Origin of the sequence: Alcaligenes phenolicus, assembly GCF_032063905.1 — a bacterium.
In the GTDB taxonomy this organism is placed as follows: Bacteria; Pseudomonadota; Gammaproteobacteria; order Burkholderiales; family Burkholderiaceae_B; genus Alcaligenes; species Alcaligenes phenolicus.
The window spans coordinates 58,995-81,287 of sequence record NZ_DAMBOE010000007.1 but is presented as its reverse complement, the minus strand read 5'-3'; the positions used below and the strand labels follow the sequence as shown (position 1 = coordinate 81,287).

The following is a 22,293-nucleotide window of genomic DNA, read 5'->3' as shown; positions in this document are numbered from 1 at the left end:
CCGTTACAAGATCAACGCAAAGAACAGGCCGCACGGAGAAACACGTGAAGATCAGCCCCTCCCCCCTCAAGACACCCCTTGCTGAAACGTCTGCTGCAGAGCGCAGCACGGCATCCCCTCGTGCGCGCCACGCGTACAACAACAGCAGCAGCACCAACGAAGTGGACTTCAGCGCTGCAGCCCGCCAGCTCAATTCCCTGCAAGACAGCAGTGCCGATGTCGACATGAAAAAAGTCGAAGCCTTGCGCGAGGCCATTGCAGCCGGCGAGCTCAAAATTGACACCAGTCGGATCGCCGACTCCCTGATTGCCTCCGTGCGCGATCTTCTCAAGTAACTCACCTGAAACGGCCATGTCTTTGCAAACCTGTCTTGCCGATCAACACCAGGCCCTGCTGGATTTCGAGCAGTTGCTGGTAGAAGAAAACACCCTGCTGCTGCGCAGCTTCGAGCCACAAGAACTGGCCCAGATCACACTGCGCAAATATCAGCTGGTTGAACGTATCGAGCAACAGGACCAGGCTCGCGCCCAGCTCCTGCAAGAGCGCGAGCTGGAAAACAACATCCAGGGCCTGCGCTACGCCGCCGAAGAAGACGAACTGGAACACGAGCTGGACCAACTGATCGAACTGAGCGAGAAAGTACGCAACGCCAGCGACAACAACCGCATTCTGGTGGATACCTTTTTGGTCGACACGCAGCAAAACCTGGACGCCCTGGAAGCCTTCACGGGTCGTAATACCTTTTACGACGCGTCCGGGAAAACACAGAATACGCAGTCTTCCTTGAGCTTGAAGGTTTAGGGCCAAGCCAAAGCTGCGCTCTGACAGACAAAAAAAAGCCTGCCACACGGCAGGCTTTTGCAATCTTGCTGGGTTTAGCTCATTGCTTCTTTCAGCACCAGCATCTTCACCAGCGCATCAACCGCGTGGCTGGACTTCAGCCCCGGTTTGCCCAGCAAGCGTGCGCTGAGTTGTCGCACACCCAGATTGTCCGGTGCCTGCAGCAAATCCCAGGCGGCCAGCGTCAATTGGGCGGCGGCCAGCAAGTTGAGTTCTTCTTCAAACGCGGAATTGCTGGCAGGCAAAATGCCACGCACAGTGCTTAGCAAGCGCGCCATTTCCTGCACTTCGCTACGCAGCATCATGTAGCAGGCCAGACTGGCCGGGGCAATGGCCTCGGAGCCTGCGCCTTGGTGCATCAAGGCAAAACGGGTTTTCAACACTTTGCCGTCGTGACGACGCACGGTGCGCAGGATGATCAGGTCCAGATGCACAGGCTCGGCATTGCGCTGTCGCAGTTGCACTGGCTCCACGGCGTACCACAGGGCGATTTCACCCTGCTTGGCGCGGCCCAGCGTTTCCAGATGCAAGCGTGCGGCCAGATCGGGAATCGCGTGGAAGGCCAGCTGTTTACCCAGGGCATTAGGCGTGGTCTTGCCGTCCTTGTGCCACAAGGAAGTCGCACCCGGAATCAAGGCCAGCCAGTCGGCTTCCAGATCAGCCCATTGACGCCACATGGTGGGCGAACCACCTTCAAAAATATGCAGCAAGTTTACCGGTTGGGCCTGGGCATTCAAGACCTGCATGGCCTGGTTCAGTGCCTGTGTCGGGCCCGGCCGTTCCATGCTGCGCACGCCCCGTACATCCGACCATTGGGAGGGCGTTTGGCGTTGATAATACGGCACGCTCAAGGCCTGACCTTTAGGACTGAACAGGAAACTGAACGAGCATTGCTCCTGGCTACCGGCAAGCTGATGATCGGCATGGATCACCAGCAAGCGGGACACATTGCCCTCACTGACTTCCTGACACGCGGCACGCATCAGGCCTTCGGCACGCTGTGCCGCCGCCCCATCCTGCACAGGGGCATTTTGCGCATGCAGATCGCGCCAGAAATCGTAGGCTTCCGCGCAGGCCAGACGCTCGTCCAGATCGGCGGCTGCTCGACGGGCCTGCTCCAGGGCGATAGGGCCACCCGCAGAGGCAGCCGACAACAGACGCGGCAAGACACGCGCACGGCGTTCTTCTTCAGCCTGTTGCTCCTGGGCGGACTGGCCACCGCTTTCCAGCAAGGCAGCCAGATCACCGGAACTGGGCGCGTACAAGGGGCGCTGGTTCTCGCGCACCTGCAAGGCAGAGTCGACCAGATCGGCGGCACTCATGAAACGCAAATCCTCGGGCACTTTCTGGCCGTTGGACACGTAATGAATTGGCAGCTTGAAACGGATGGCCGTATCCAGCGGCCCACCCAGCTTGATCGCCTCGTCCACTTTGGAGATGATGCAACCGCTTAGCGGTGTACCACCATCTTGCGTATAGCTGCGGGCTACCTCATCCAAGGTATCACCCTGGCTGGCGGCGTTCAGGACCAGCAAGCGTTGCACCCGACGTCCGGCACTAGCTAACAAGGCAGCTTGTTCTCGCACATAACGGTCGCGCTGGCTGATGCCCATATTGTCGATCAGGATCACCTGATCGGGCCGCACACCCAGCATCACGCTACGCAGTTGCGCCACGTCCTGAACGATATGCACGGCTACCCGCATCAGGTCGCCATAAATTTTCAGTTGCTCGTGCGCACCGATCCGATAGGTGTCAGTCGTCAGCAGAACGACCTTATCGGGACCAAAACGACGCACGGCACGCGCAGCCAGTTTGGCCAGCGTGGTGGTCTTGCCCACACCCGTGGGGCCCACTAGAGCCAAGGCCAAGCCGGGCTGCCACAAGGAGTCCTCGGAACGCAGCACCGGCAAATGGGTTTCCAGCTCGGTCCGCACCCATTGCAAGGCCGCACGCGCGCCCAGTTCTTCGGGCAGGCGCTTGAGCATGGCTCGCAACAAGGCGGTACTGAAGCCTTGCGATAAAAGACTCTGAAATAGATTCACCGCTACAGGCGAGCGCCGCATCTGGTGACTCCAGACCAGATCATCCATGCGGCCTTCCAGGGCACCACGCAATGCCCCAATCGCACCCATCACATTGTCGGCAGCAGGCGGCGGTGCCATTTCCTGCTGACGTATCCCCGCGGCTTGATGCGGTGCACTGCTGGGCATGGGCGCACGTTCGGTGGCGCCACCCGGTACCGAACTGGAGTCGGTAGCCAGAATCTCAACGCCACCATTGACACGGCGGTTGGACACAATCAAGGCATCGGGGCCCAAAGCGATGCGCACCTGACGCATGGCCTCCCGGCTGGTACTACCAAAAAAGCGACTTATATTCATTCAGACTGACCAATAATGGTGGTGACCCGAAGGATGCGTTCTTCAGGAATTTCAGCGTTGGACAAGACACCCAGTTGTGGGATGTGGTGACGCAAGAAACGCGACAAGGTGGCCCGCAAAACAGGCGGCACAACCAGCACGGGCGGATCCCCATGTTCCTCCTGGAACTGGGCCGCACGCATGGCATCAGTCAGTACCGACTCGGCCAGACCTGGTTCCAGTGCACCACTGCTGGTCAGCGCCTGCGTCAGGACCCGCTCCAGGCGGGCATCCAGACCAATCACACGCAACTCGCCCTCGCCAGGGAACCACTGCTGCACAATAGCGCGCCCCAAGGCCACGCGCAGAACCGCAAGCAATTCGCCTGCCTCCTGGCCGGGCTGAACCGCGCCGGGAGCCAGAATGCGCGGTGCGTGTTCAGCCAGCGTTTCCACAATGCTGCGCATATCGCGAATCGGCACATCTTCAGCCAACAGTCCACGCAAGACCTTGAGCAAGAGGCTGAGGGACAAGGTTTGCGGTACGAAATCTTCGACCAGCTTGGGCGCTTCGCGGCCCACGTGATCCAGCAATTGCTGCACTTCCTGACGGCCCAGCAAATCGGCCCCGTGGCGATGCAGCAAGTGGTTGATATGCGTGGCAATTACCGTGCTGGCATCCACCACGGTGTAGCCCGCAATCTGGGCCTGTTCGCGCATGCTGACATCCACCCACACGGCGGGCAGACCAAAGGCCGGGTCCGTAGTAGGTGTGCCGGGCAGCTTCATGGTGACGCCACCGGGATCAATGGCCAGCCACTGCCCTGGCGTGGCGGTACCGCGGCCAATTTCCACCCCGGCTAACAGGATGCGATAGTCGTTGGGCTTGAGCTCCAGATTGTCCCGAATGTGAACCACAGGCGGCAAAAAGCCCACTTCCTGCGCGAACTTTTTACGCAAGCTGCGGATACGATGCAGCAGCTCGCCGTTTTGCGCATGGTCTACCAAAGAGATCAGGCGATAGCCCACTTCCAGGCCCAGCGGGTCCACCATGGACACATCATTCCAGCTGGCTTCACTGGCGGCAGAATCGGCTGCGGCCAGGACTTCATCATTGGGTTCGCTGGCTTGCTGCTGCTGTTCGAGCTGATGCTTTTGCATCATCCACGCTCCAGCGCCCAGTATCGCGGCCAGCAGCAGGAACACCAGATTGGGCATGCCGGGAATCAAACCCATCAAACCCAGAATCCCGGCGGTGATGTACAGCACCATGGGATTGCGGAAAAGCTGGCTGACCATTTGCTGGCCCACGTCTTCATCCGTCGCCACACGCGACACCACCACACCGGCGGCGGTAGAAATGATCAGGGCTGGAATCTGGGCGACCAGGCCGTCACCAATGGTCAACAAGGTGTAAACGCGACCGGCTTCCGAGAAAGACAAGTCATGCTGCAGGACACCAATAATCAGACCACCAATCACGTTGATGACCATGATCAGCAAGCCCGCCACCGCGTCCCCGCGCACGAACTTGCTGGCACCGTCCATGGAGCCGTAAAACTCGGCTTCCTGCGAAACCTCGGTACGGCGACGACGGGCATCGTCTTCGCCAATCAGGCCGGCGTTCAAGTCTGCATCAATGGCCATCTGCTTGCCCGGCAAGGCGTCCAGGGTAAAGCGTGCCCCCACTTCCGCAATACGGCCTGCACCCTTGGTAATCACCACAAAGTTGATGATGACCAGAATCACGAACACGATCAGACCAACGGCAAAGTTACCGCCCACCAGAAAGTGGCCAAAAGCCTCAATCACCTGACCGGCAGCGTCCGGGCCTTTGTGGCCGTTCATCAGTACCACTCGGGTAGAGGCCACGTTCAGGGCCAGGCGTAACAAGGTCGCAAACAACAGCACTGCCGGGAAAGCAGCAAAATCCAGTGGCTTTTTGGTGAACATGGCCACCAGCAGGATCATGACGGCCAGGGCGATGTTAAAGGTGAACAGCAGGTCCAGCAAAAACGGCGGCAAGGGCAGAATCATCATGGCCATCACCATGAGGATCAGCACCGGACCCGCTAAAAGCCGGGCGTGTTGACCACCGTTTTGTTTCAGTAAGGCAAAAAAATTGTTCATTGCTTTTAGTGTTTGCGCGAACGCAGTGGCCCTTCATCCATGCCAGTTGGCACTTTCAATCGGGTGGGCATGATCGGGCGCTCGCCCTGCCCCTTGTTCCAGTTACGAAGCTGATAAACCCAGGCCAGCACTTCGGCCACGGCCGAGTACAAGTCCACAGGAATCTCGCGCTCCAGCTCCACGTTGAAGTACAAGGCCCGTGCCAGCGCAGGCGCCTCCAGCATGGCCACCTTGTGCTCGGCGGCCAGCCCGCGAATCTTGGCAGCAATCAGCCCCGTGCCTTTGGCAACCACACGGGGGGCACCGCCCTTGCCGTCCTGATACTTCAAGGCCACCGCATAATGCGTAGGGTTGGTAACCACCACATCGGCCCCCGGCACCTGGGACATCATGCGCGAACGGGCCATGGACCGTTGCTGCTGCCGGATGCGCCCTTTCACATGCGGGTCACCCTCGCTTTCCTTATGTTCTTCTTTCACATCCTGGCGCGACATGCGCAGCTTCTTGTAAAAGCTCCACAACTGCCAGGGCGCGTCAATCAAGACAATCACCAGCAAGCTGGCAGCGATCAGGGCACAACACTTGATGATCAGCGTCATCCCCGTGGCTATGGCCGCCGTGGGATGCACATACATCAGGGCCGTCATCTGCTCGCGCTCGGTCCAGATCACATACACCGCCACTGAGCCCACCAGACCGGCTTTGGCCAGGGTCTTGATCAGCTCGATCACGGTCTGCATGGAAAACATGCGCTTGATACCCTTGGCCGGATTCATGCGCTCGAACTTGGGCTGCAAGGCCTTGCCGCTAAAGCTCATGCCGCCCAGCGCGATCGAGGCAAAGATCGCGACCACAACCAGCAGCAGGAACAGCGGTGCCAGACCTTTTAATGCTTCGCCTGCCAGACCGGCCGCCTGTACCACCATAGCGCTGGGATCGTGCGCTACGCGCGGATCAAACCAGACGCTGCGACGCACAATGCCGCCGAAGGTCTCGTACAAATAGCTGGCCCCGGCCCAAATTCCGCCAATCCCGGCCAGCAGCATCAGGAATGTCGTCAGCTCTCTGGAACGCGCCACCTGCCCTTCTTCCCGCGCCTTTTCCAGGCGCCGGGGTGAGGCCGGTTCTGTTTTTTCGAGATCGCTGTCTTCTGCCATGGACTGCCAAGACGCAGGAATTGAAAGAATGAAACACGCGCCCAGCACGAATGTCGCGTTCGCACTGCAGGCCGCGGGGTCATTCTAAAAGAGCACCGCGGCTCTGATAGCGCGGAGAAAGCCCGATAAAAGCAGGCTGTTCCCCACAAGCAAAAAGGCGCTGCAAGGTGCAGCGCCTTTCTGAAGCAAACGCGATGATCGAATTTGGGCGGGGTTAAAAGCCCAGATTCGCCAGCAAGTCGTCCACCTGGTCCTGGCTGGTGACCACTTCCGAGGCGACCGGCGAGACCACCGGGCCGTTGATAAGGCTTTGAGTTTCTTCGCGTTTTTCTGTGGGGACATTATCGACCAGCACCTGGACCAGCTCGGTCTCGATGGTGCCAACCACACCCAGCATGCGCGTGATCACCTGCCCGGTCAGATCCTGAAAATCCTGGGCCATGATGATTTCCAGCAGATTGTCCTGCGTCTGCTGGGCCTTGACGGGCACATCGCGCAAGAAGCCGCGGGTACGCTTGACCAGTTCTCGGGCCTGGTCCTGGTCCAGAGGCTGTTCAAACCACTGTTCCCATTCGGCATCCAGGGCCTGGGCATCCTCTTGCAAGGACTCCTGCAAAGGACGCACCTGCTCGGCCGCGTTCAGTACCCGGTTAGCGGCCTGCTCAGTCATGCGAGCCACATAGTGCAGACGATCACGGGCATCCGGAATCGCGTGCGCGGCATCTTTAATGGCCTGATCCAGCCCCAGTTCGCGCATGCTTTCCCGCAGCAGGCGGGTCAGATTGGCGATGCGGTAGACCAGATCAACCGGTACGCTTTGGGGGTCGGGATGATTCGGGGTTTGCTGTGGATCCATGACGTACTCCGTATTAACCGGCCATTTTCTCGAAGATCTTGTTCAGCTTCTCTTCCAGAGTTGCGGCGGTAAAGGGTTTGACGACGTAGCCATTGGCGCCCGCCTGGGCGGCGGCAATAATGTTCTCTTTCTTGGCTTCGGCGGTCACCATCAGCACAGGCAAAGAGGACAGGTTGGCATCGGCACGAATCTGCTTGAGCATTTCCAGCCCATCCAGATTCGGCATATTCCAGTCAGAGACCACAAACTCGAAATTGCCGTTGCGCAGTTTTTCCAGGCCCATCTGACCATCTTCTGCTTCGTCTACATTCTCGTATCCCAGATCCTTGAGCAGGTTCTTGATGATCCGGCGCATGGTGGGAAAGTCATCGACGACGAGAATTTTTATATTTTTTTGTACCATTTACATTCTCCAAATGAGTAGCATGCCAGTGCGTTCAGGACCGTTTATACACGGTGCCCAAAGGCCCCCACACTGGCCAGAATTCGTTCGCTGATCTGCCCCAAGGGCAAGGCGATGTCCGCCGCGCCAATTTGCAGGGCTTCACGCGGCATGCCAAAGACCACGCTGGTGGCTTCGTCCTGGGCAAAAGTCATGGCACCGGCCTGTTTCATGGCCAGCAAACCTTGCGCGCCGTCCTTGCCCATGCCGGTCAGAATGACACCCACGGCATTGCGTCCGGCCAGCTCGGCGGCAGAGTGAAACAGCACATCAACCGAGGGCCGGTGGCGGTTGACAGGTTCACTGTCCACCAGCTTGACCACATAATTGGCACCCGAGCGGGCCAGCTTCATGTGCGCCACGCCACCGGGAGCCAGATACACATGGCCGGGCAACACGCGCTGACCATCTTCGGCCTCGTGCACCTGCATGGAACACAGTCCATCCAGACGGTTCACAAACGAGCGCGTGAAACCGGCTGGCATATGTTGGGTAATCATGATGGCCGGACAATTGGCCGGCAAAGGCTCCAGCACCTGACGAATGGCCTCGGTGCCGCCGGTAGATGCACCGATCATGATCAGCTTTTCAGTGGTCGAAAAGTTGTGCGTCAGGCGACGAGCCGGAGCGGACCCTGCCGGGGCCGGGGTCGCACGACGCGGACGGGCAATGGACGCGGCGCGGATCTTGTCGGCGATCAGGTCCGAGTAATCCAGCAAGCCATCACGCAGGCCCAGCTTGGGCTTGGTCACAAAGTCCACCGCGCCCAGCTCCAGGGCACGCAAAGTCACGTCCGAATTGCGCTCGGTCAGCGAGGACACCATCACCACGGGCATGGGACGCAAGCGCATCAGTCGCTCCAGAAAGTCCAGCCCGTCCATACGCGGCATCTCGACGTCCAGCGTCAGCACATCCGGATTGTGTTCTTTGATCAGCTCGCGCGCCACCAGCGGATCAGGGGCCACGGCCACCACTTCCATATCCGCATGACTGTTGATAATTTCCACCATCAGGCTGCGCACCAGGGCAGAATCGTCTACACACAAAACTCGAATTTTCTTCATGCTACTCATAATCCCGATTTCAAACGCCAACAGAGCTTGGGGCGGGGTGAAACTAATGGGCCCTAGTTCCGGACATACACCGTCTGACCCAGCAAACGAAAGGCCTTGGTCAGATAAGAGAAGTTCTCGGAATGCCCCACAAACAGCAGTCCGCCAGGCTTGGTGACGGCGGCAAAGCGCTCCAGAATGCGTGTCTGATCATCACGATCAAAATAAATCATGGTGTTTCTACAGAAGATCACATCAAAACGGCTGGAGGACGGCCAGGCCGGCCCCACCAGATTGAACTCCTCGAACTCCACCATATTGCGCAACACGGGTTTGACGCGTGCCAGCCCCTTGCGAGCGCCCACGCCACGCTGAAAGTAACGCGGCAGCCACAAATCGGGCACGGGCTGAATGCGCTCCAGGGTATACACGCCCTGACGGGCCTTGTCCAAGGCTGCCGAGTCAATATCGCTAGCCAGAATGGATACGTTCACATCCGGTGAAGGGCAGTGTTCGCGCACCGTCATGGCAATGGAATACGCCTCCTCGCCCGTAGAGGCGGCGCTGCACCAGATATCCAGGGGTTTGCCGCGTGTACTGACAAACTTGCCCAGAATATCGAAGTGATGCTGCTCCCGAAAAAACGCGGTGTGATTGATGGTGAAGGCGTTGACGAAGTCCTGCCACTCCTGGCTATGGGTGTCCTGTTCCAGAATATCCAGGTACTGGCGTACCTCGCGCATGCCCGCGTTCTGACTGCGCATACCCAGCGTGCGGGCCACCATATCTTCTTTGTGGGTACCTAAGATGATGCCCGCATACGACTTGAGCAAGCGCGCGGCTCGCTCACAGTCGGCCCTCGAGGCTTGCGGGATCGAGGGCAATGTATAAACAAAAGGTTCCACAGATGTGCTCATATAACTACAGGCTGGCCAAGGTCCCGCTAAAAGGCCCCGCCGACAGACGCTCGGTAGAACGTAATCGTTCCGGCTCGGGCGCTTCAAACGGATCATCAATAATGTCTTGCGCACTGACTTTGAACGCCGACACCGCATCGGACAAACGGGTTGCCTGATCCTGCAAGGAGCCCGCCGCAGCGGTAGCCTGCTCGACCAGGGCCGCGTTCTGCTGCACAACCACATCCATTTGCGCAACCGCCCGGTTCACCTGCTCAATTCCTTCGGACTGCTCGTTTGAGGCCGAGGAGATTTCCGCCATGATGGTCGTTACGCTCTGTACCGAGCTGACCACTTCCATGACCACCTTGCCCGCCTCATCCACCTGTCGAGTCCCTTCTTTAACTTTAGCCAGCGACTGCTCGATCAAGCCCTTGATCTCGCGCGCCGCTTGCGCACTGCGCTGGGCCAGACTGCGTACTTCACCGGCCACCACCGCAAAACCCTTGCCCTGCTCGCCCGCACGGGCGGCTTCCACCGCGGCGTTCAAGGCCAGAATATTGGTCTGGAAGGCAATGCCGTCGATCACGTTCACGATCTGGGCAATCTGTCCCGAACTGGCCGACAAGTCTTCCATGGTTTGCACCACGGTAGAGACCGCCTGGCCACCGCGCAGAGCCACTTCGGAAGCATTCTTGGCAACCTGGTCCGCTTGCTGGGCATTGTCCGAGTTCTGGCGAACCGTGCTGGCCAACTGCTCCATGCTGGCCGCAGTCTGCTGCAAGGAGGCGGCCTGCTCTTCCGTGCGACTGCTCAAGTCCGTATTGCCCACATAAATTTCGCGCGAACCAAAGGTGATCTCTTCCACGCCCTGACGCACGGTTTGCACCATGGACTGCAAGCTGCCCTGCATGCGACGCACGGCGTCATACAGCACACCAATTTCATTGGTGGACTTCACTTCCACGCGCTGGGTCAGATCCCCGCTGGCAATGCGATCAAAGTGCGCACCAGCCTGACGCAAGGGGCGCAACACCATGCGATTCAGGAACACATACACTGCCAAGGAGATAAACAGACAAAGCACCATGGCCAGACCCACCAGACGAATCACCATGTTGTACTGGTCGTTTTCTTTCTGGTATTGCGAGTCGATAGAACGCTGCTGAGCTTCCTGCAAGGTGTTCAAGGCGCTGTACAGATCCTCTTCCAGGAACTTGGTGGTAGTCGCCACATAGCTGCGGAAACCCGCAATATCACCTTGCTCCAGGTAGGCGATCAAGGGCAGCACGCCACCTTGCATCAGGGACATGAACGCCGCATCGACACGCTGGTAGTAATCATTGGTGCCTTCCAGCTGGGTAGCGACACCCTGGTATTCAAAGAAGGATTCCTGGGCCAGCTCAAACTGCTTGCGCGTGGCATCCAGGGCATCGCGGGTTGCCGAGCTGATCGCCGAGGTTTTGGGAGCCACATCGCTCCATTCGGCCATCAAGTCCTGGTTTTGCAGATCATTGCTGACCACATAGCTGATGGCCGCTCGTCCAATCAGGGTTTGAGTCTCTTTGTAGCGCTCGATGGCCTGATACATGGCCGAGCCTACACGCTGATTGACCACGATGCTTTGCAGCGCACCGTTATTGGCGCGCAAGGACAAAATCCCCAGAGCGGCGCCTGCCACCAGCATTGCTAAAAAAAACACCAGTACCAGAATCAGACTGGTCCGCACCTTCAGATTGGCTAAACGTAATCCATCCAGCATTGCAAGCACCTTGTCTAGAGTAGATCCGAACATCAGAGGCGCTTGTGACGCCTCCCCCGGCCCGAACATTCCTTGAAGGACCCGTTAAACAAGTCCCCGCCCGGCAAGTCTTTGCAGACTCGGGCGATCAGGCCACTGCGCTGTCAACCAGAGCCATCTCTTCACTGGTCATCAGTTTTTCAATATCCACCAAAATCAGCATGCGTTCGCCCAGCGTACCGATACCGGTCAGGTACTCGGTCGAGAAGGCGGTGCCGAAGCTGGGAGCAGCGCTGATCTGGGACGATTGCAGCACCAGTACATCCGAGACACCATCCACCACCACACCCACTACGCGGTCGTGCAAGTTCAGAATCACCACGACGGTCTGGTGGTCGTACTCCACCCGTTCCATGTTGAAACGCACCCGCAAGTCCGCGATAGGAACAATTACGCCACGCAGATTGGTAACGCCCTTGATGAAATTGGGCACGTTGGCGATACGAGTGACGGTCTGGGAGTCGTAGCCCCGGATCTCCTGAACTTTCAGAATATCGATGCCGTATTCCTGGTCGCCCAGAGTAAATACCAGATACTCCTTGCCGCCAGCCTCGGCAGCTTCGGAGTGGGAAGTAAAGTCGTTGGACATAAAGATCTCCGAATAATCAGGCCCACGTCGAGGCGGGGTCACGCGCCAGACGTTGCAAGGCAAAAACATCAACAATCAGGGCTACGCTGCCATCGCCCAAAATGGTGGCAGCGGAAATACCCGGAATTTTTCTATAGTTGGCTTCCAGGTTCTTGACCACGACTTGATGCTGACCAATCAGGTGATCGACCAACAAGGCAAAGCGCATGTCTTCGGCCTGCAAGATAACGGCAATCGCGCGCGTCACATCGGTCTCGGCCCCTTCAACCGAGAAGATGTCACGCAGGGAAATCAGGGGCAGATACTCGCCACGCACAAACATGACGTGATCGGTATCGGTGACGCTGCGCAACTGCTCTTCAGTAGGCTGCATGGATTCGGTTACGTGAGCCAGCGGCAGGATGAACACCTCATTGCCTACCTGTACCGACATGCCATCCAGAATCGCCAAAGTCAGCGGCAAAACAATACGGGTGGTCGTTCCCTTGCCTGCACGCGAGTACAGCTGCACATGGCCGCCCATGCTTTGGATATTGCGTCGCACCACATCCATGCCCACACCGCGTCCGGAAATTTCCGTGACTTTGTCGGCGGTGGAAAAGCCGGGGGCAAAGATCAACTGCCAAACTTCGTCGTCCGGCATGCTCTCGGTCACCGGCAGGCCCGAGGACATGGCTTTTTTCAGAATACGTTCGCGGTTCAGGCCGGCACCATCGTCCACCACTTCAATAATGATATGGCCGCCCTGGTGCTGGGCCGACAAGGTCAGCACGCCCTCTTCTTCCTTGCCCGCTGCCAGACGATCCTCGGGCATTTCAATGCCGTGGTCGATACTGTTGCGTACCAGGTGAGTGAGCGGATCAATAATGCGTTCGATCAGGCTCTTGTCCAGCTCGGTGGCCTGACCTTTGGTGACCAGACGAATCTTCTTGTTCATGCGGGCCGCGCTTTCACGCACCACACGCGGAAAGCGGCTGAACACGTAATCCATCGGCATCATGCGAATGGACATTACGGACTCTTGCAGGTCGCGCGCATTGCGCTCCAACTGTTCGATGCCATTTAACAGACGATCATGCACGACCGGGTCCAGCGTCGAGGCGGTTTGCACCAGCATGGCTTGTGTAATCACCAGCTCGCCCACCAGGTTGATGATCTGGTCAACTTTTTCCACGCCCACACGGATCGTGCCGGACTCTTTGGGAGCGGCGGCCTTGGCGGGTTTGTCGGCGGCTTTGGGGGCAGCAGCAGGAGCAGGCGTTTCGGTTTTTTCAGGTTCAGCCGCAACAGGGGCTGGTGCTGGAGCGGCCGGAGCGACAGCGGCGGGCTCGACAGCTACGGCGGCGGCAGGAGCAGAAGCTGCGGCGGATGCTGGAGCCGCCGCTTGCCCAGGAGCTGCAGCCGGTTTTACCGACACCTGATCGGCATTCAGAATAAAGCAGCACACGGCCAGGATGTCGTCAGCTGAACCTGTGGTTTCCACCCAGATATCCAGGCGATCGCCTTCACGGGTTTGATGGACGATGGTGCCCATCAACTCCATTTCTTGTTGCAGCGCCTCGGCATCTTTATCCGATACCGGTCCCATGGACACCCACAGTGGCAAGCCATCCGTGTTGGCGGCCGGTTCCGGCTCGGGTTCCGCTTCGGCTTGCAGAATCGCTTCGGTTCCTTTCGCGTCCGTTGCCAGAATGCCCTTTTGCTCCAGGGCCAGTTGCCTCAATTGCGCGCAGATACGGGTATAGGCTTCCTCGTCAGGCTCCTGTTCCTCGCGGTAGGCATTGACTTGTCCGGTTAGCACGTCCTTGGTTTCCAGAAAGAGGTCAATCATGTCCTTGCGCAATTGCATCTCGCCATTACGGACCAGATCGAGCAGATTTTCGAGTAAGTGGGTAGTTTCAGCCAGCTGGCCGAAGCAACCAAACGTGCCTGCACCGCCCTTGATCGAGTGCGCGGCCCGGAAGATGGCATTGAGCTGATCGCGATCAGGCTCATCCAGATCCAGCTCCAGCAGCAAGCGCTCCATGTCCGCCAGCAACTCATCGGCTTCATCGAAAAAGGTTTCGTAAAACTGACTCAGATCTACGCCGGAGCTCATGAACACTTCCTTCCTGGTTATGGCTTAGAACAACAAAACAAAAAGCACAGCCCAAACACCTGGGCCGTCGGGCCTGTTAACAAGCCCTAGGGCACCACTGGCAAGGCAGAAGGCATTTCAGGCAGACCGGGAATATGAATACTGATTGGCCCCTCGGTCTCCTGCATGGCTTCGCGCAAATCAAACTCTTCCGAACCGCTTGCGGCTTGCTCGTCCATGCGTCGTTCGGCCCGGCTATTGAGCACGAGCAGGCTGATACGTCGATTTACGGCTGCGGCGGGGTTATCTTTAACCAGGCTGACACTATCGGCCAAACCCACGACCTGCTTGACCTTGGCCTCGGCCAGACCACCAGCTACCAGCTCCTGTCGAGCCGCATTGGCACGGTCGGCCGACAGCTCCCAGTTACTGTACAAACGCTCGCCACTGGCATACTGCAGCGAGTCGGTATGACCGGAAATCAGAATACGGTTAGGCATCTCGTTCAAGGGAGCGCTTAGCGAGCGCAAAATGGCCCGCATGTAAATCTGTACCTGTGCACTACCCGTGGAAAACATGGGGCGGCTTTGACGGTCAATAATCTGGATGCGCAAACCGTCCTGGGTCATGTCCAGCAACAACTGCGGACGGAACTCTTGCAGGACGGGGTCAATGCGGATCAGCTCTTCCAGGGCCGACTTCAAATCCTCCAGGCGCTCCACATCCTGGCGATCATCGGCCGCCTGGCTGTTGTTCGTGCCGGGATGGGGATTGGGAACCAGGCTGGGCTGGCCACCGGGAATGACGCTGCGCGAATAGTCGGCCTGATAGCCACCCGAAACGGCATCCATCAAGGGCATGCGGAAGTAATCGGCAATTTCCTTCAAGTCCTGCTTGGGAACCAGGGAAAGAATCCACATCACCAGGAAAAAAGCCATCATCGCCGTCATGAAGTCAGCGTAGGCAATTTTCCAGCTACCACCATGATGCTCGGCATGGGCCGTCTTCTTGCGACGGATGACCACGCGATCTTTATGATTGCTCATGAACGCATCCGCTTAGGCTTTGCGACCAGCACCCGAGCGGGCCTGACGTACATGCTCTTCCAGCTCCTGGAACGAAGGGCGATCGGAGGAAAACAGCACTTTACGGCCAAATTCCACGGCAAGCTGGGGCGGGTAACCATTCAGATTGGCCAGCAAAGTGACCTTGATGCACTCCAGCACCTTGACCGAATCCGAGGTACGGCGTTCGATGGTGGCCGCCAAGGGAGCGACAAAGCCGTAGGCCAGCAAGATACCCAGGAAGGTACCAACCATGGCCTTGGAAATCAGGTCAGCCAGCACGGCAGGCGGCTGGTCTACGGAGGCCAGCGCTTTCACCACACCCAGCACCGCCGCCACAATCCCGAAAGCGGGCAAGGCGTCAGCCACTTCACGCAAGGCACGTGCCGGCACGTTGCGTTCGTGCTGGTGGGTCTCGATATCCTGGTCCATCAGCGTTTCGATTTCAAACGAGCTCATATTGCCGCTGATCATCAAACGCAGGTAGTCGGACACAAAGTTCATCAAAGCCGGATCTTTCACCACATTGGGGTAATCGGCAAAGATGGGACTTTGTTCGGGGTTTTCGATATCCGCTTCGATGGACATCATGCCATCGCGTCGAGCCTTGTTCAGCAGCACAGACAACATGCCCATCAACTGCATGTACAACTGCTTGTTGTAGGGGCTGCTGCGAAATGCAATCGGCAACGCTTTGGCCAGCAGCTTGATGGACTTGCCGCTGTTGGACGCAAAATAGGCCCCCAGGGCCGCGCCACCAATCAGCAGTAATTCAAAAGGCTGGTAGAGCGCACCCAAGTGCCCGCCCAGCCCCACAAAGCTCCCGAAAACGGAGACGAAAACAATGATATATCCAAGGATAATAAGCACGGATACGCCTTCTTCAAATACACGCTGCTAATGATGGCGGCAAGCAACCGGGCTAAAACGACGCGTTAATGGCCTTTTTCCAGCCTAGATCGACGCTTCCAGTTGCCTTGACACATTCAGATTCTTATCAGATCCACATCAAAAACCAGCATCTATCCGGCTTTGCTGCACACTGACGACAAAAGCTATTGCTAGATGGGCACGTCTACCTGTGCGTTGACGTGCCCCGTGACCCTGGCTTGCGGCTCCTTGAGCGACTCTGATTTTCGACTTTTGCCGCCCGCAGATTTAGGTGTACTGCGTGCCTTGCTGGCACGGGTCTTGCCAGCCCGTGGTGGCGGACGGCAAATGGCACAAATAAAGCCTGACTCAGGATCGTGCGCATGGGCCACAAAGCCCCCCTTGCAGCGCTCGCACTGGGACAGCTGCAACAAACCGCTATCAAAAAAGCGCAGCAGCATCCAGGCACGGGTAAAACTCAGCACAGGCTCTTCGTCCGGCCCCACTTCCAGACGCCCGGCCGACGATTGCTCCAGGTAAAGGCGATAGGCCTCGACCAGTGCACGGCTTTTGTCGCACGGCGTATGTACGGCCATGAACTGGTAAATGCTGTAGAACAGGCTGGAATGAATATTGGGCAACCAGGTCATGAACCAGTCGACAGAAAAAGGCAACATCCCTTTGGGTGGCGAGCAGCCTTTGACTTCACGGTACAGACGGGCCAGCCGGTCGTAACTTAATGATGTTTCTGCTTGCAGGACCTGCAAGCGCGCCCCCAGCTCAATCATGTCGGAAGCAAGCCCAATTTCCTGGGCTTCTTTGGCGACGCTTTTTATAGCCATAGTTCTTGATGTAATAAGTTCGCAGCCGGTTTAACCGGCTTGTTCTGCCGTCGCGCGCTGAGACAGAAGAATGGTGGAGTGAGCCTGCTGCAATACCCCTCCCAGCACATCCTGCGTCAAGGTGGTGAGCAGGTCGTAGTCATTGAAGCGAAAGCCGCAAATCAACGAGCTGGAGCTGGCCAGCTTGACCAATTGGGCTGGCGACAGACGCAACAAGGTCTCTGCCACATCGGTATCGAAGCCCAAACGGAACATACCTGCCGAAAAATTCTCCCGCAGCAGGCGCTGCGCGAGTAACAAGTACGACAAATTGACTTCCTGAATATCATTCAGCAGCGAATTTTCCGATACGGGCATGTCAGCCATCCTTGTAAATCTGTTAATCAGCCAGTTTCTTGTAACAAAACACATTTAAAACATGTAAAGTTACATAAATATGTATCATGCCTTGCAATCTATTGCATGAATATAATTTTTACATTCTTGACGCTTCCGACACACACCCTGTTTTAATGCTCTAAAAACATGGAAAACATCAAATATATGCAATAAACGTATCAAGACACAGCAGAATATTATCAGATGCTCACTTAATGTTGTAGTTATAAACGAGATGTAACATGACAAAGATCAAAGCGCCTGTATCAAAATTATGTTTTGTTGCATACATTAGCCATTAATTAATTCATATTTCGACGATCCATCTCATGCGCTGCCTAAAAAGCGTTGAAATATCGGATAATCTTCTGGGGACAGCTTTCCCCGCCGCCCCCACATCGGTTTTGTAACAGCCCATGGTTCCTGCTGCTTTTACGCAACGTCTGTTTGCCTTGTGCCTGACACTGATCCTGGCGGCTTGTGCGCACACGCCCTCCTCCCGCCTACCCGCCGGCAAACCCATTGGTGTGGATGAGCAGCGCCGCTCAGCCATCGTCCTGTCTGCCCTGAGCTTGCTGGATACGCCTTACCGCTACGGCGGACGCGAACCGTCTACCGGCTTTGATTGCAGCGGCCTGGTGCACTATGTATTCAGTCAGGAATCCAGCTCCCCCATTCCACGTCGCACCGGCGACCAGGCCAGTGCAGCCCGGCGTGTCAGCCGTTCACAGCTGCGCCCAGGTGATCTGGTGTTTTTCAATACGCTGGGCACCCCGAACTCACATGTAGGCATCTATATAGGCAAGCGACAATTCATCAACGCTCCCTCCAGTGGTGGACGCGTGCGGATTGATTCACTGGACAATCCCTATTTCGCCAAACGCTTTGAAACAGCTCGCACTTTCTTTGATTGACTCATCGGCAAGCCAGCGCAGGCATTGAAAGGAAGCAGGCCTGATCTTTCACAGGCTCAATTTCATTGAGCGCAGAAAGCAAAAGGGCCCGTAATGAACGGGCCCTTTCTTGTTGCCATACGTTTAACGCGTAGGCACGGTGGCGTATTGCTCGGCAAGTTCCAGAAAGGCCTCCAGCTCGGGCGAGCGCCCGGTTTCTTCTTCCATAATTGCCGCCACCGCTGGGGCAAGCGATTGCGCCAGGCGCGCATCAAGGAACAAAAGGCGCGAACGACGGGCCAGCATGTCTTCAACGGTGCGGGCATATTCAAAGCGGCAAGCAAAGCGCACCATGGCCACACTCAAGCCCGGCACCAATTCCTGATCCGCTCCCGGCAAGGTCTGCACCCAATCGGCCTCGCTGCCATACGCATCCAGACCAGCTGTACGCCCCAGAGAACGCTGGTCGCCTACATAAGAAGCACCGACCAAACGTTGCTCCTGAGTCCGACAGGCTGGCAAAGGCCCCAGCAAGCCGGACTGCTGGCAGCGTTCCAGCACATCTTCGGCCATGGCACGATACGTCGTCCATTTGCCGCCAGTGACTGTCAGCAAACCATTCGCACTCACCGTAATGCTATGTTCCCGGCTGATGGATTGCGTCTGCCCCGCGGCCGACTCGGCTGCAGGGCGCACCAACGGTCGCAGCCCCACCCAGATACTGCGCACATCCTGCACCGTGGGCGCTTTTTGCAGATAATTCGCGGACTCTTTCAGAATGAAATCCACTTCCTGAGCCAAAGGGCGCGGCTCCAGCGGAATATCGTCTCGGGGAGTATCCGTCGTGCCCAAAATCAGCTTGCCCAACCAAGGCACGGCAAACAAGACCCGGCCATCCTTGGTACGTGGCACAAGTAAGGCATGTTCACCGGGCAAGAACTCCTGATCAACCACCAAGTGCACGCCCTGGCTGGGCGAAACCATAGGGCGCAGTTCACGCCCGGCTTCCTGTGCATCCAGTTGTCGCACCTGATCCACCCACACGCCCGTGGCATTGACCACGCATTTGCTCTGGATCTCGTAGGTCTGACCGCTTTCCTTGTCCTGGCAGCGCACGCCGCAGACCTTGCCCTCGCTGTGCATCACATCCACAACCGGACAGTAATTGATGAGCAAGGCCCCATTCAGTGCCGCCGTACGGGCCAGGGCCAAGGCCAGACGGGCATCATCAAACTGGCCGTCCCAATATTTCACACCGCCTTTCAGGCCACTTTGCCGCGCACCGGGCAAAAGCTGCCGGATCTTGGAAGCACTCAAAAATTGGGTATGACCCAGCCCCTCGCGCCCCGCCAAACCGTCATAGGCCATCAGGCCCACCCCGTAAAACGGCGTCTCCCAGCACTTGTAGCTGGGCATGACAAAAGGCAGGCGCTGCGCCAGATGGGGCGCATTGCTGAGCAAATGCATACGCTCGCGCAAGGCTTCACGCACCAGACTGACATTGCCCTGGGCAAGGTATCGCACCCCGCCGTGTACCAGCTTGGTCGCCCGCGAGGACGTGCCCTTGGCAAAGTCCCAGGCTTCCAGCACAACCACACTCAAGCCCCGCAAGGCCGCGTCCAGAGCCACGCCCAAGCCGGTAGCGCCACCACCCACCACGACCATATCCACCTGCGTGGTGCGCGCCAAGGCGCCCAGCATCTGGGCTCTGTCGGTCAATAAGGGGGAACTTAATGTAGTCATAAGATGAGCTTTGGACCTGAAATTAGCAGACACCCGAAAAAAACACTGACTGGCTCGGGATTTACCCTGATTTTAGCCCCTGAACTTTTACCGTCCAGTGAAACTTGTTTGCTCGCGTATCAAGTCCCCTTCTGCGACCGGACACAGACCACACAGAGCCAGTACACTGTGGTCTGCTCCGCTTTTACTGCCTCATTCGCATGACATTCATACTTGCTCTTGATCAGGGAACCTCCAGCTCGCGCAGCCTTGTGGTAGCGGCAGACGGCCGCATTCTGGCCAAGGCGCAGCAGGAAACTCAGCAATACTACCCGCGTACAGACTGGGTGGAGCATGATTCCCAGGAAATCCTGGACACCCAGTTCCGGACCGCCCGGCAAGCGATTGAGCAGGCAGGGCTACGCCCTCAGGACATACACGCCATTGGCATTACCAATCAGCGTGAAACCACAGTGCTATGGGATCGGCAAACCGGGCAGGCCCTGCACAAGGCCATCGTCTGGCAAGACAGACGCGCCGAGGACTTCTGCGCCCAGTTGCGCGAACAAGGGCACGAAGCCACCATTACCGGCAAAACCGGCCTGCCTATTGATGCCTATTTTTCGGCCTCCAAGCTGCGTTGGCTGCTGGACTCCGTACCCGGCGCCCGTGAACGTGCAGCGCGTGGTGAACTGGCTTTCGGCACGATTGATAGCTGGCTGATCTGGCATTTAAGCGGCGGCAAAGTCCATGCCACCGATGTCAGCAATGCCTCCCGCACCCTGCTCTACAACATTCATAGCCAGCAATGGGACGATGAATTGCTGGCCCTGTTCAACATCCCGGCCAGCGTCTTGCCCCAGGTACAGAGCTCCGCCTCCGAGTTTGGCCATTGCAGCCCCGAAATTCTGGGTAGCCCCATTCCCATTTGTGGTGTGGCGGGCGACCAACAAAGCGCCCTGTTCGGCCAGGCTTGCACAACACCCGGCATGGCCAAGAATACCTATGGCACAGGCTGCTTCCTGTTGATGCACTGTGGCTCGCAAGTCCCCCAATCCCATAACGGCCTGATCGCAACCAGCGCCGCCCATCATGGCGACACCCCCGCCTATGCTCTGGAAGGCAGCGTCTTTATTGGAGGGGCAGTTGTCCAATGGCTGCGCGATGGTCTGGGCGCACTGGAACATAGCGCGCAAGTCGAAGAGCTGGCTCGTAGCGTGCCGGATGCACAAGGCGTACGACTGGTCCCTGCCTTCACCGGCCTGGGCGCCCCCTATTGGGATGCCCAAGCCCGCGGCACCATTACCGGCCTGACACGCGCCTCCACCATGGCCCACATTGCCCGTGCTGCTCTGGACAGCATTGCCTACCAAAGCGCCGCCGTGCTGCAAGCCATGAATCGGGATGTACAGGCCAACGGCGGCCCGGCCTTGCACGAGCTGCGTGTAGACGGTGGGGCCTGCGCCAATAATCTTCTGATGCAATTTCAGGCAGACTTGTTGGGCCTGCCTGTCGTGCGTCCCGTTACTATTGAGACGACCGCGCTGGGCGCCGCCTATCTGGCAGGCTTGGGCAGCGGTCTGTATTCAGGTCTGCCTGAGATTGCGGCGCTATGGCAATGCGACCGGGTTTTCGAACCCGCCATGTCGCGCGATGAAGCCCAGAACCTGATGCTCAGTTGGGAACAAGCCGTGCGTCAGGCACGCACTTATTGAACTTGCTGTTTTTTTGACGGAAACACCATGCTGCAAAAAATCATTCTGGGCATTGCCATCTTCCTGATCGTGATGTTGGGCCTGACCTTTGGCGAGGCCATTTTCCACTACATTTCCTCGTACCTGGGATTCCTGTTCCATGACTTCATCGAATTGATGCAGCAAGTTCAGCGCTACCTGACCGTGCATTGGGGCAAGGCACTGATCGCCTTGATCATTACCGTCCCGCTGGTGATCTGGATTTCCAAGAACAAGAAAGATGAAATGTCCAAGCCCAACAGCCACCGCAAGATCGCGATTGTGCTGGCGATTTTCCTGGGCTGGCTGGGCGTGCACCGCTTTTACCTGGGCCAGATCGGCATGGGCTTGCTGTTCCTGGTGCTTTTTGCCATCTGGTCGCCGCTGGCCTATTTCCTGGCCTTGATCGACGCCTTGCGTTACGCCTTCATGGGCGACGACGAGTTCAAGCTGGCCCGTTAATTTCCAGACTGCTCACCAAAGCCCCACTTGCTGGGGCTTTTTTCATGACTGAGCGCCGGACGCATTCCCGGAGCCCGACAACAGCAATCAGACAGACCCAATTCAGAACATTTTGTGGCCCCATCAG

Annotated in this window: 20 protein-coding genes; 5 read left to right on the top strand and 15 right to left on the bottom strand. The window is 57.6% G+C overall.

Annotated elements, in window-relative coordinates:
• The first annotated feature begins 44 nt into the window (after positions 1 to 44).
• Both flgM and flgN read left to right on the top strand, forming a co-directional pair.
• Entirely contained in the window at positions 45 to 335 is a 291-nt protein-coding gene (gene flgM / locus U2949_RS14440; protein ID WP_035269036.1) for a flagellar biosynthesis anti-sigma factor FlgM, read from the top strand.
• Positions 336 to 351: 16 nt separating this feature from the next.
• Entirely contained in the window at positions 352 to 801 is a 450-nt protein-coding gene (gene flgN / locus U2949_RS14435; RefSeq protein WP_321288456.1) for a flagellar export chaperone FlgN, read from the top strand.
• A 74-nt stretch (positions 802 to 875) separates the two neighbouring features.
• Here flgN and flhF read toward each other — a convergent pair whose 3' ends face one another.
• The 14 genes from flhF to flhD all read right to left on the bottom strand — a co-directional run bounded on the left by flhF (position 876) and on the right by flhD (position 17,335).
• Positions 876 to 3,224 carry a flagellar biosynthesis protein FlhF gene (flhF, locus tag U2949_RS14430; protein WP_257724083.1) on the bottom strand — a complete coding sequence of 783 codons (2,349 nt, stop codon included), beginning with the start codon at positions 3,222 to 3,224 and terminating at the stop codon, positions 876 to 878.
• On the bottom strand, positions 3,221 to 5,332 hold the full coding sequence (flhA, locus tag U2949_RS14425; RefSeq protein WP_321288453.1) for a flagellar biosynthesis protein FlhA: 2,112 nt from the start codon (positions 5,330 to 5,332) through the stop codon (positions 3,221 to 3,223). Before flhA ends, flhF begins: the two co-directional genes overlap by 4 nt.
• A 5-nt stretch (positions 5,333 to 5,337) precedes the next feature.
• Positions 5,338 to 6,489, bottom strand: coding sequence for a flagellar biosynthesis protein FlhB (gene flhB, locus U2949_RS14420; RefSeq protein ID WP_021446829.1), 1,152 nt, complete (start codon positions 6,487 to 6,489; stop codon positions 5,338 to 5,340).
• 214 nt (positions 6,490 to 6,703) lie between these two features.
• Positions 6,704 to 7,345: a protein phosphatase CheZ gene (cheZ, locus tag U2949_RS14415; protein ID WP_021446830.1), complete on the bottom strand. Its 642-nt coding sequence runs from the start codon at positions 7,343 to 7,345 to the stop codon at positions 6,704 to 6,706.
• A 13-nt stretch (positions 7,346 to 7,358) separates the two neighbouring features.
• Positions 7,359 to 7,748 (bottom strand): chemotaxis response regulator CheY, encoded by a 390-nt coding sequence (gene cheY / locus U2949_RS14410; protein WP_009458133.1) that lies wholly within the window; start codon positions 7,746 to 7,748, stop codon positions 7,359 to 7,361.
• 44 nt (positions 7,749 to 7,792) lie between these two features.
• Entirely contained in the window at positions 7,793 to 8,851 is a 1,059-nt protein-coding gene (locus tag U2949_RS14405; RefSeq protein WP_021446831.1) for a protein-glutamate methylesterase/protein-glutamine glutaminase, read from the bottom strand.
• A gap of 62 nt (positions 8,852 to 8,913) precedes the next feature.
• Positions 8,914 to 9,756, bottom strand: a complete 843-nt coding sequence (locus U2949_RS14400) for a CheR family methyltransferase (protein ID WP_026484567.1) — start codon at positions 9,754 to 9,756, stop codon at positions 8,914 to 8,916.
• Positions 9,757 to 9,760: 4 nt separating this feature from the next.
• On the bottom strand, positions 9,761 to 11,497 hold the full coding sequence (locus U2949_RS14395) for a methyl-accepting chemotaxis protein (RefSeq protein WP_021446832.1): 1,737 nt from the start codon (positions 11,495 to 11,497) through the stop codon (positions 9,761 to 9,763).
• A 127-nt stretch (positions 11,498 to 11,624) separates the two neighbouring features.
• On the bottom strand, positions 11,625 to 12,125 hold the full coding sequence (locus tag U2949_RS14390; protein WP_009455177.1) for a chemotaxis protein CheW: 501 nt from the start codon (positions 12,123 to 12,125) through the stop codon (positions 11,625 to 11,627).
• 16 nt (positions 12,126 to 12,141) lie between these two features.
• Positions 12,142 to 14,223 carry a chemotaxis protein CheA gene (cheA, locus tag U2949_RS14385; RefSeq protein WP_026484568.1) on the bottom strand — a complete coding sequence of 694 codons (2,082 nt, stop codon included), beginning with the start codon at positions 14,221 to 14,223 and terminating at the stop codon, positions 12,142 to 12,144.
• An 86-nt stretch (positions 14,224 to 14,309) separates the two neighbouring features.
• Positions 14,310 to 15,248, bottom strand: coding sequence for a flagellar motor protein MotB (motB, locus tag U2949_RS14380; protein ID WP_026484569.1), 939 nt, complete (start codon positions 15,246 to 15,248; stop codon positions 14,310 to 14,312).
• A gap of 12 nt (positions 15,249 to 15,260) precedes the next feature.
• A complete protein-coding gene (gene motA, locus U2949_RS14375) occupies positions 15,261 to 16,136 on the bottom strand; it encodes a flagellar motor stator protein MotA (protein WP_026484570.1) in 876 nt (291 codons plus the stop codon).
• Positions 16,137 to 16,327: 191 nt separating this feature from the next.
• Entirely contained in the window at positions 16,328 to 16,978 is a 651-nt protein-coding gene (gene flhC / locus U2949_RS14370) for a flagellar transcriptional regulator FlhC (RefSeq protein ID WP_026484571.1), read from the bottom strand.
• A 30-nt stretch (positions 16,979 to 17,008) separates the two neighbouring features.
• The gene (gene flhD / locus U2949_RS14365; RefSeq protein ID WP_009455187.1) at positions 17,009 to 17,335 is read right to left on the bottom strand and encodes a flagellar transcriptional regulator FlhD; all 327 of its coding nucleotides are present in this window, start codon (positions 17,333 to 17,335) and stop codon (positions 17,009 to 17,011) included.
• A gap of 437 nt (positions 17,336 to 17,772) precedes the next feature.
• On the opposite strand from flhD, the gene U2949_RS14360 reads away from it, so the two are divergent.
• Positions 17,773 to 18,270, top strand: coding sequence for a C40 family peptidase (locus U2949_RS14360; RefSeq protein ID WP_321288443.1), 498 nt, complete (start codon positions 17,773 to 17,775; stop codon positions 18,268 to 18,270).
• 123 nt (positions 18,271 to 18,393) lie between these two features.
• Here U2949_RS14360 and U2949_RS14355 read toward each other — a convergent pair whose 3' ends face one another.
• Positions 18,394 to 19,992, bottom strand: coding sequence for a glycerol-3-phosphate dehydrogenase/oxidase (locus U2949_RS14355; RefSeq protein ID WP_026484573.1), 1,599 nt, complete (start codon positions 19,990 to 19,992; stop codon positions 18,394 to 18,396).
• Between the two features lie 200 nt (positions 19,993 to 20,192).
• Here U2949_RS14355 and glpK point away from each other — a divergent pair, with 200 nt between their 5' ends.
• Together glpK and U2949_RS14345 are read left to right on the top strand one after the other, a co-directional pair.
• Positions 20,193 to 21,686, top strand: a complete 1,494-nt coding sequence (gene glpK / locus U2949_RS14350) for a glycerol kinase GlpK (protein WP_321288441.1) — start codon at positions 20,193 to 20,195, stop codon at positions 21,684 to 21,686.
• A gap of 27 nt (positions 21,687 to 21,713) precedes the next feature.
• On the top strand, positions 21,714 to 22,166 hold the full coding sequence (locus U2949_RS14345) for a TM2 domain-containing protein (RefSeq protein ID WP_021446836.1): 453 nt from the start codon (positions 21,714 to 21,716) through the stop codon (positions 22,164 to 22,166).
• Positions 22,167 to 22,293: the final 127 nt, after the last annotated feature.

Bases quoted from the DNA above. Each gene is read 5' to 3' on its own strand.
- flhF (WP_257724083.1), bottom strand. From the start codon at position 3,224: ATGAATATAAGTCGCTTTTTTGGTAGTACCAGCCGGGAGGCCATGCGT.
- glpK (WP_321288441.1), top strand. From the start codon at position 20,193: ATGACATTCATACTTGCTCTTGATCAGGGAACCTCCAGCTCGCGCAGC.
- U2949_RS14360 (WP_321288443.1), top strand. From the start codon at position 17,773: ATGGTTCCTGCTGCTTTTACGCAACGTCTGTTTGCCTTGTGCCTGACA.
- cheZ (WP_021446830.1), bottom strand. From the start codon at position 7,345: ATGGATCCACAGCAAACCCCGAATCATCCCGACCCCCAAAGCGTACCG.
- flgN (WP_321288456.1), top strand. From the start codon at position 352: ATGTCTTTGCAAACCTGTCTTGCCGATCAACACCAGGCCCTGCTGGAT.
- cheA (WP_026484568.1), bottom strand. From the start codon at position 14,223: ATGAGCTCCGGCGTAGATCTGAGTCAGTTTTACGAAACCTTTTTCGAT.
- flhB (WP_021446829.1), bottom strand. From the start codon at position 6,489: ATGGCAGAAGACAGCGATCTCGAAAAAACAGAACCGGCCTCACCCCGG.
- U2949_RS14400 (WP_026484567.1), bottom strand. From the start codon at position 9,756: ATGAGCACATCTGTGGAACCTTTTGTTTATACATTGCCCTCGATCCCG.
- flhA (WP_321288453.1), bottom strand. From the start codon at position 5,332: ATGAACAATTTTTTTGCCTTACTGAAACAAAACGGTGGTCAACACGCC.
- cheY (WP_009458133.1), bottom strand. From the start codon at position 7,748: ATGGTACAAAAAAATATAAAAATTCTCGTCGTCGATGACTTTCCCACC.
- motB (WP_026484569.1), bottom strand. From the start codon at position 15,248: ATGAGCAATCATAAAGATCGCGTGGTCATCCGTCGCAAGAAGACGGCC.
- flhC (WP_026484571.1), bottom strand. From the start codon at position 16,978: ATGGCTATAAAAAGCGTCGCCAAAGAAGCCCAGGAAATTGGGCTTGCT.
- U2949_RS14345 (WP_021446836.1), top strand. From the start codon at position 21,714: ATGCTGCAAAAAATCATTCTGGGCATTGCCATCTTCCTGATCGTGATG.
- U2949_RS14390 (WP_009455177.1), bottom strand. From the start codon at position 12,125: ATGTCCAACGACTTTACTTCCCACTCCGAAGCTGCCGAGGCTGGCGGC.
- U2949_RS14395 (WP_021446832.1), bottom strand. From the start codon at position 11,497: ATGCTGGATGGATTACGTTTAGCCAATCTGAAGGTGCGGACCAGTCTG.
- U2949_RS14405 (WP_021446831.1), bottom strand. From the start codon at position 8,851: ATGAAGAAAATTCGAGTTTTGTGTGTAGACGATTCTGCCCTGGTGCGC.
- flhD (WP_009455187.1), bottom strand. From the start codon at position 17,335: ATGCCCGTATCGGAAAATTCGCTGCTGAATGATATTCAGGAAGTCAAT.
- U2949_RS14355 (WP_026484573.1), bottom strand. From the start codon at position 19,992: ATGACTACATTAAGTTCCCCCTTATTGACCGACAGAGCCCAGATGCTG.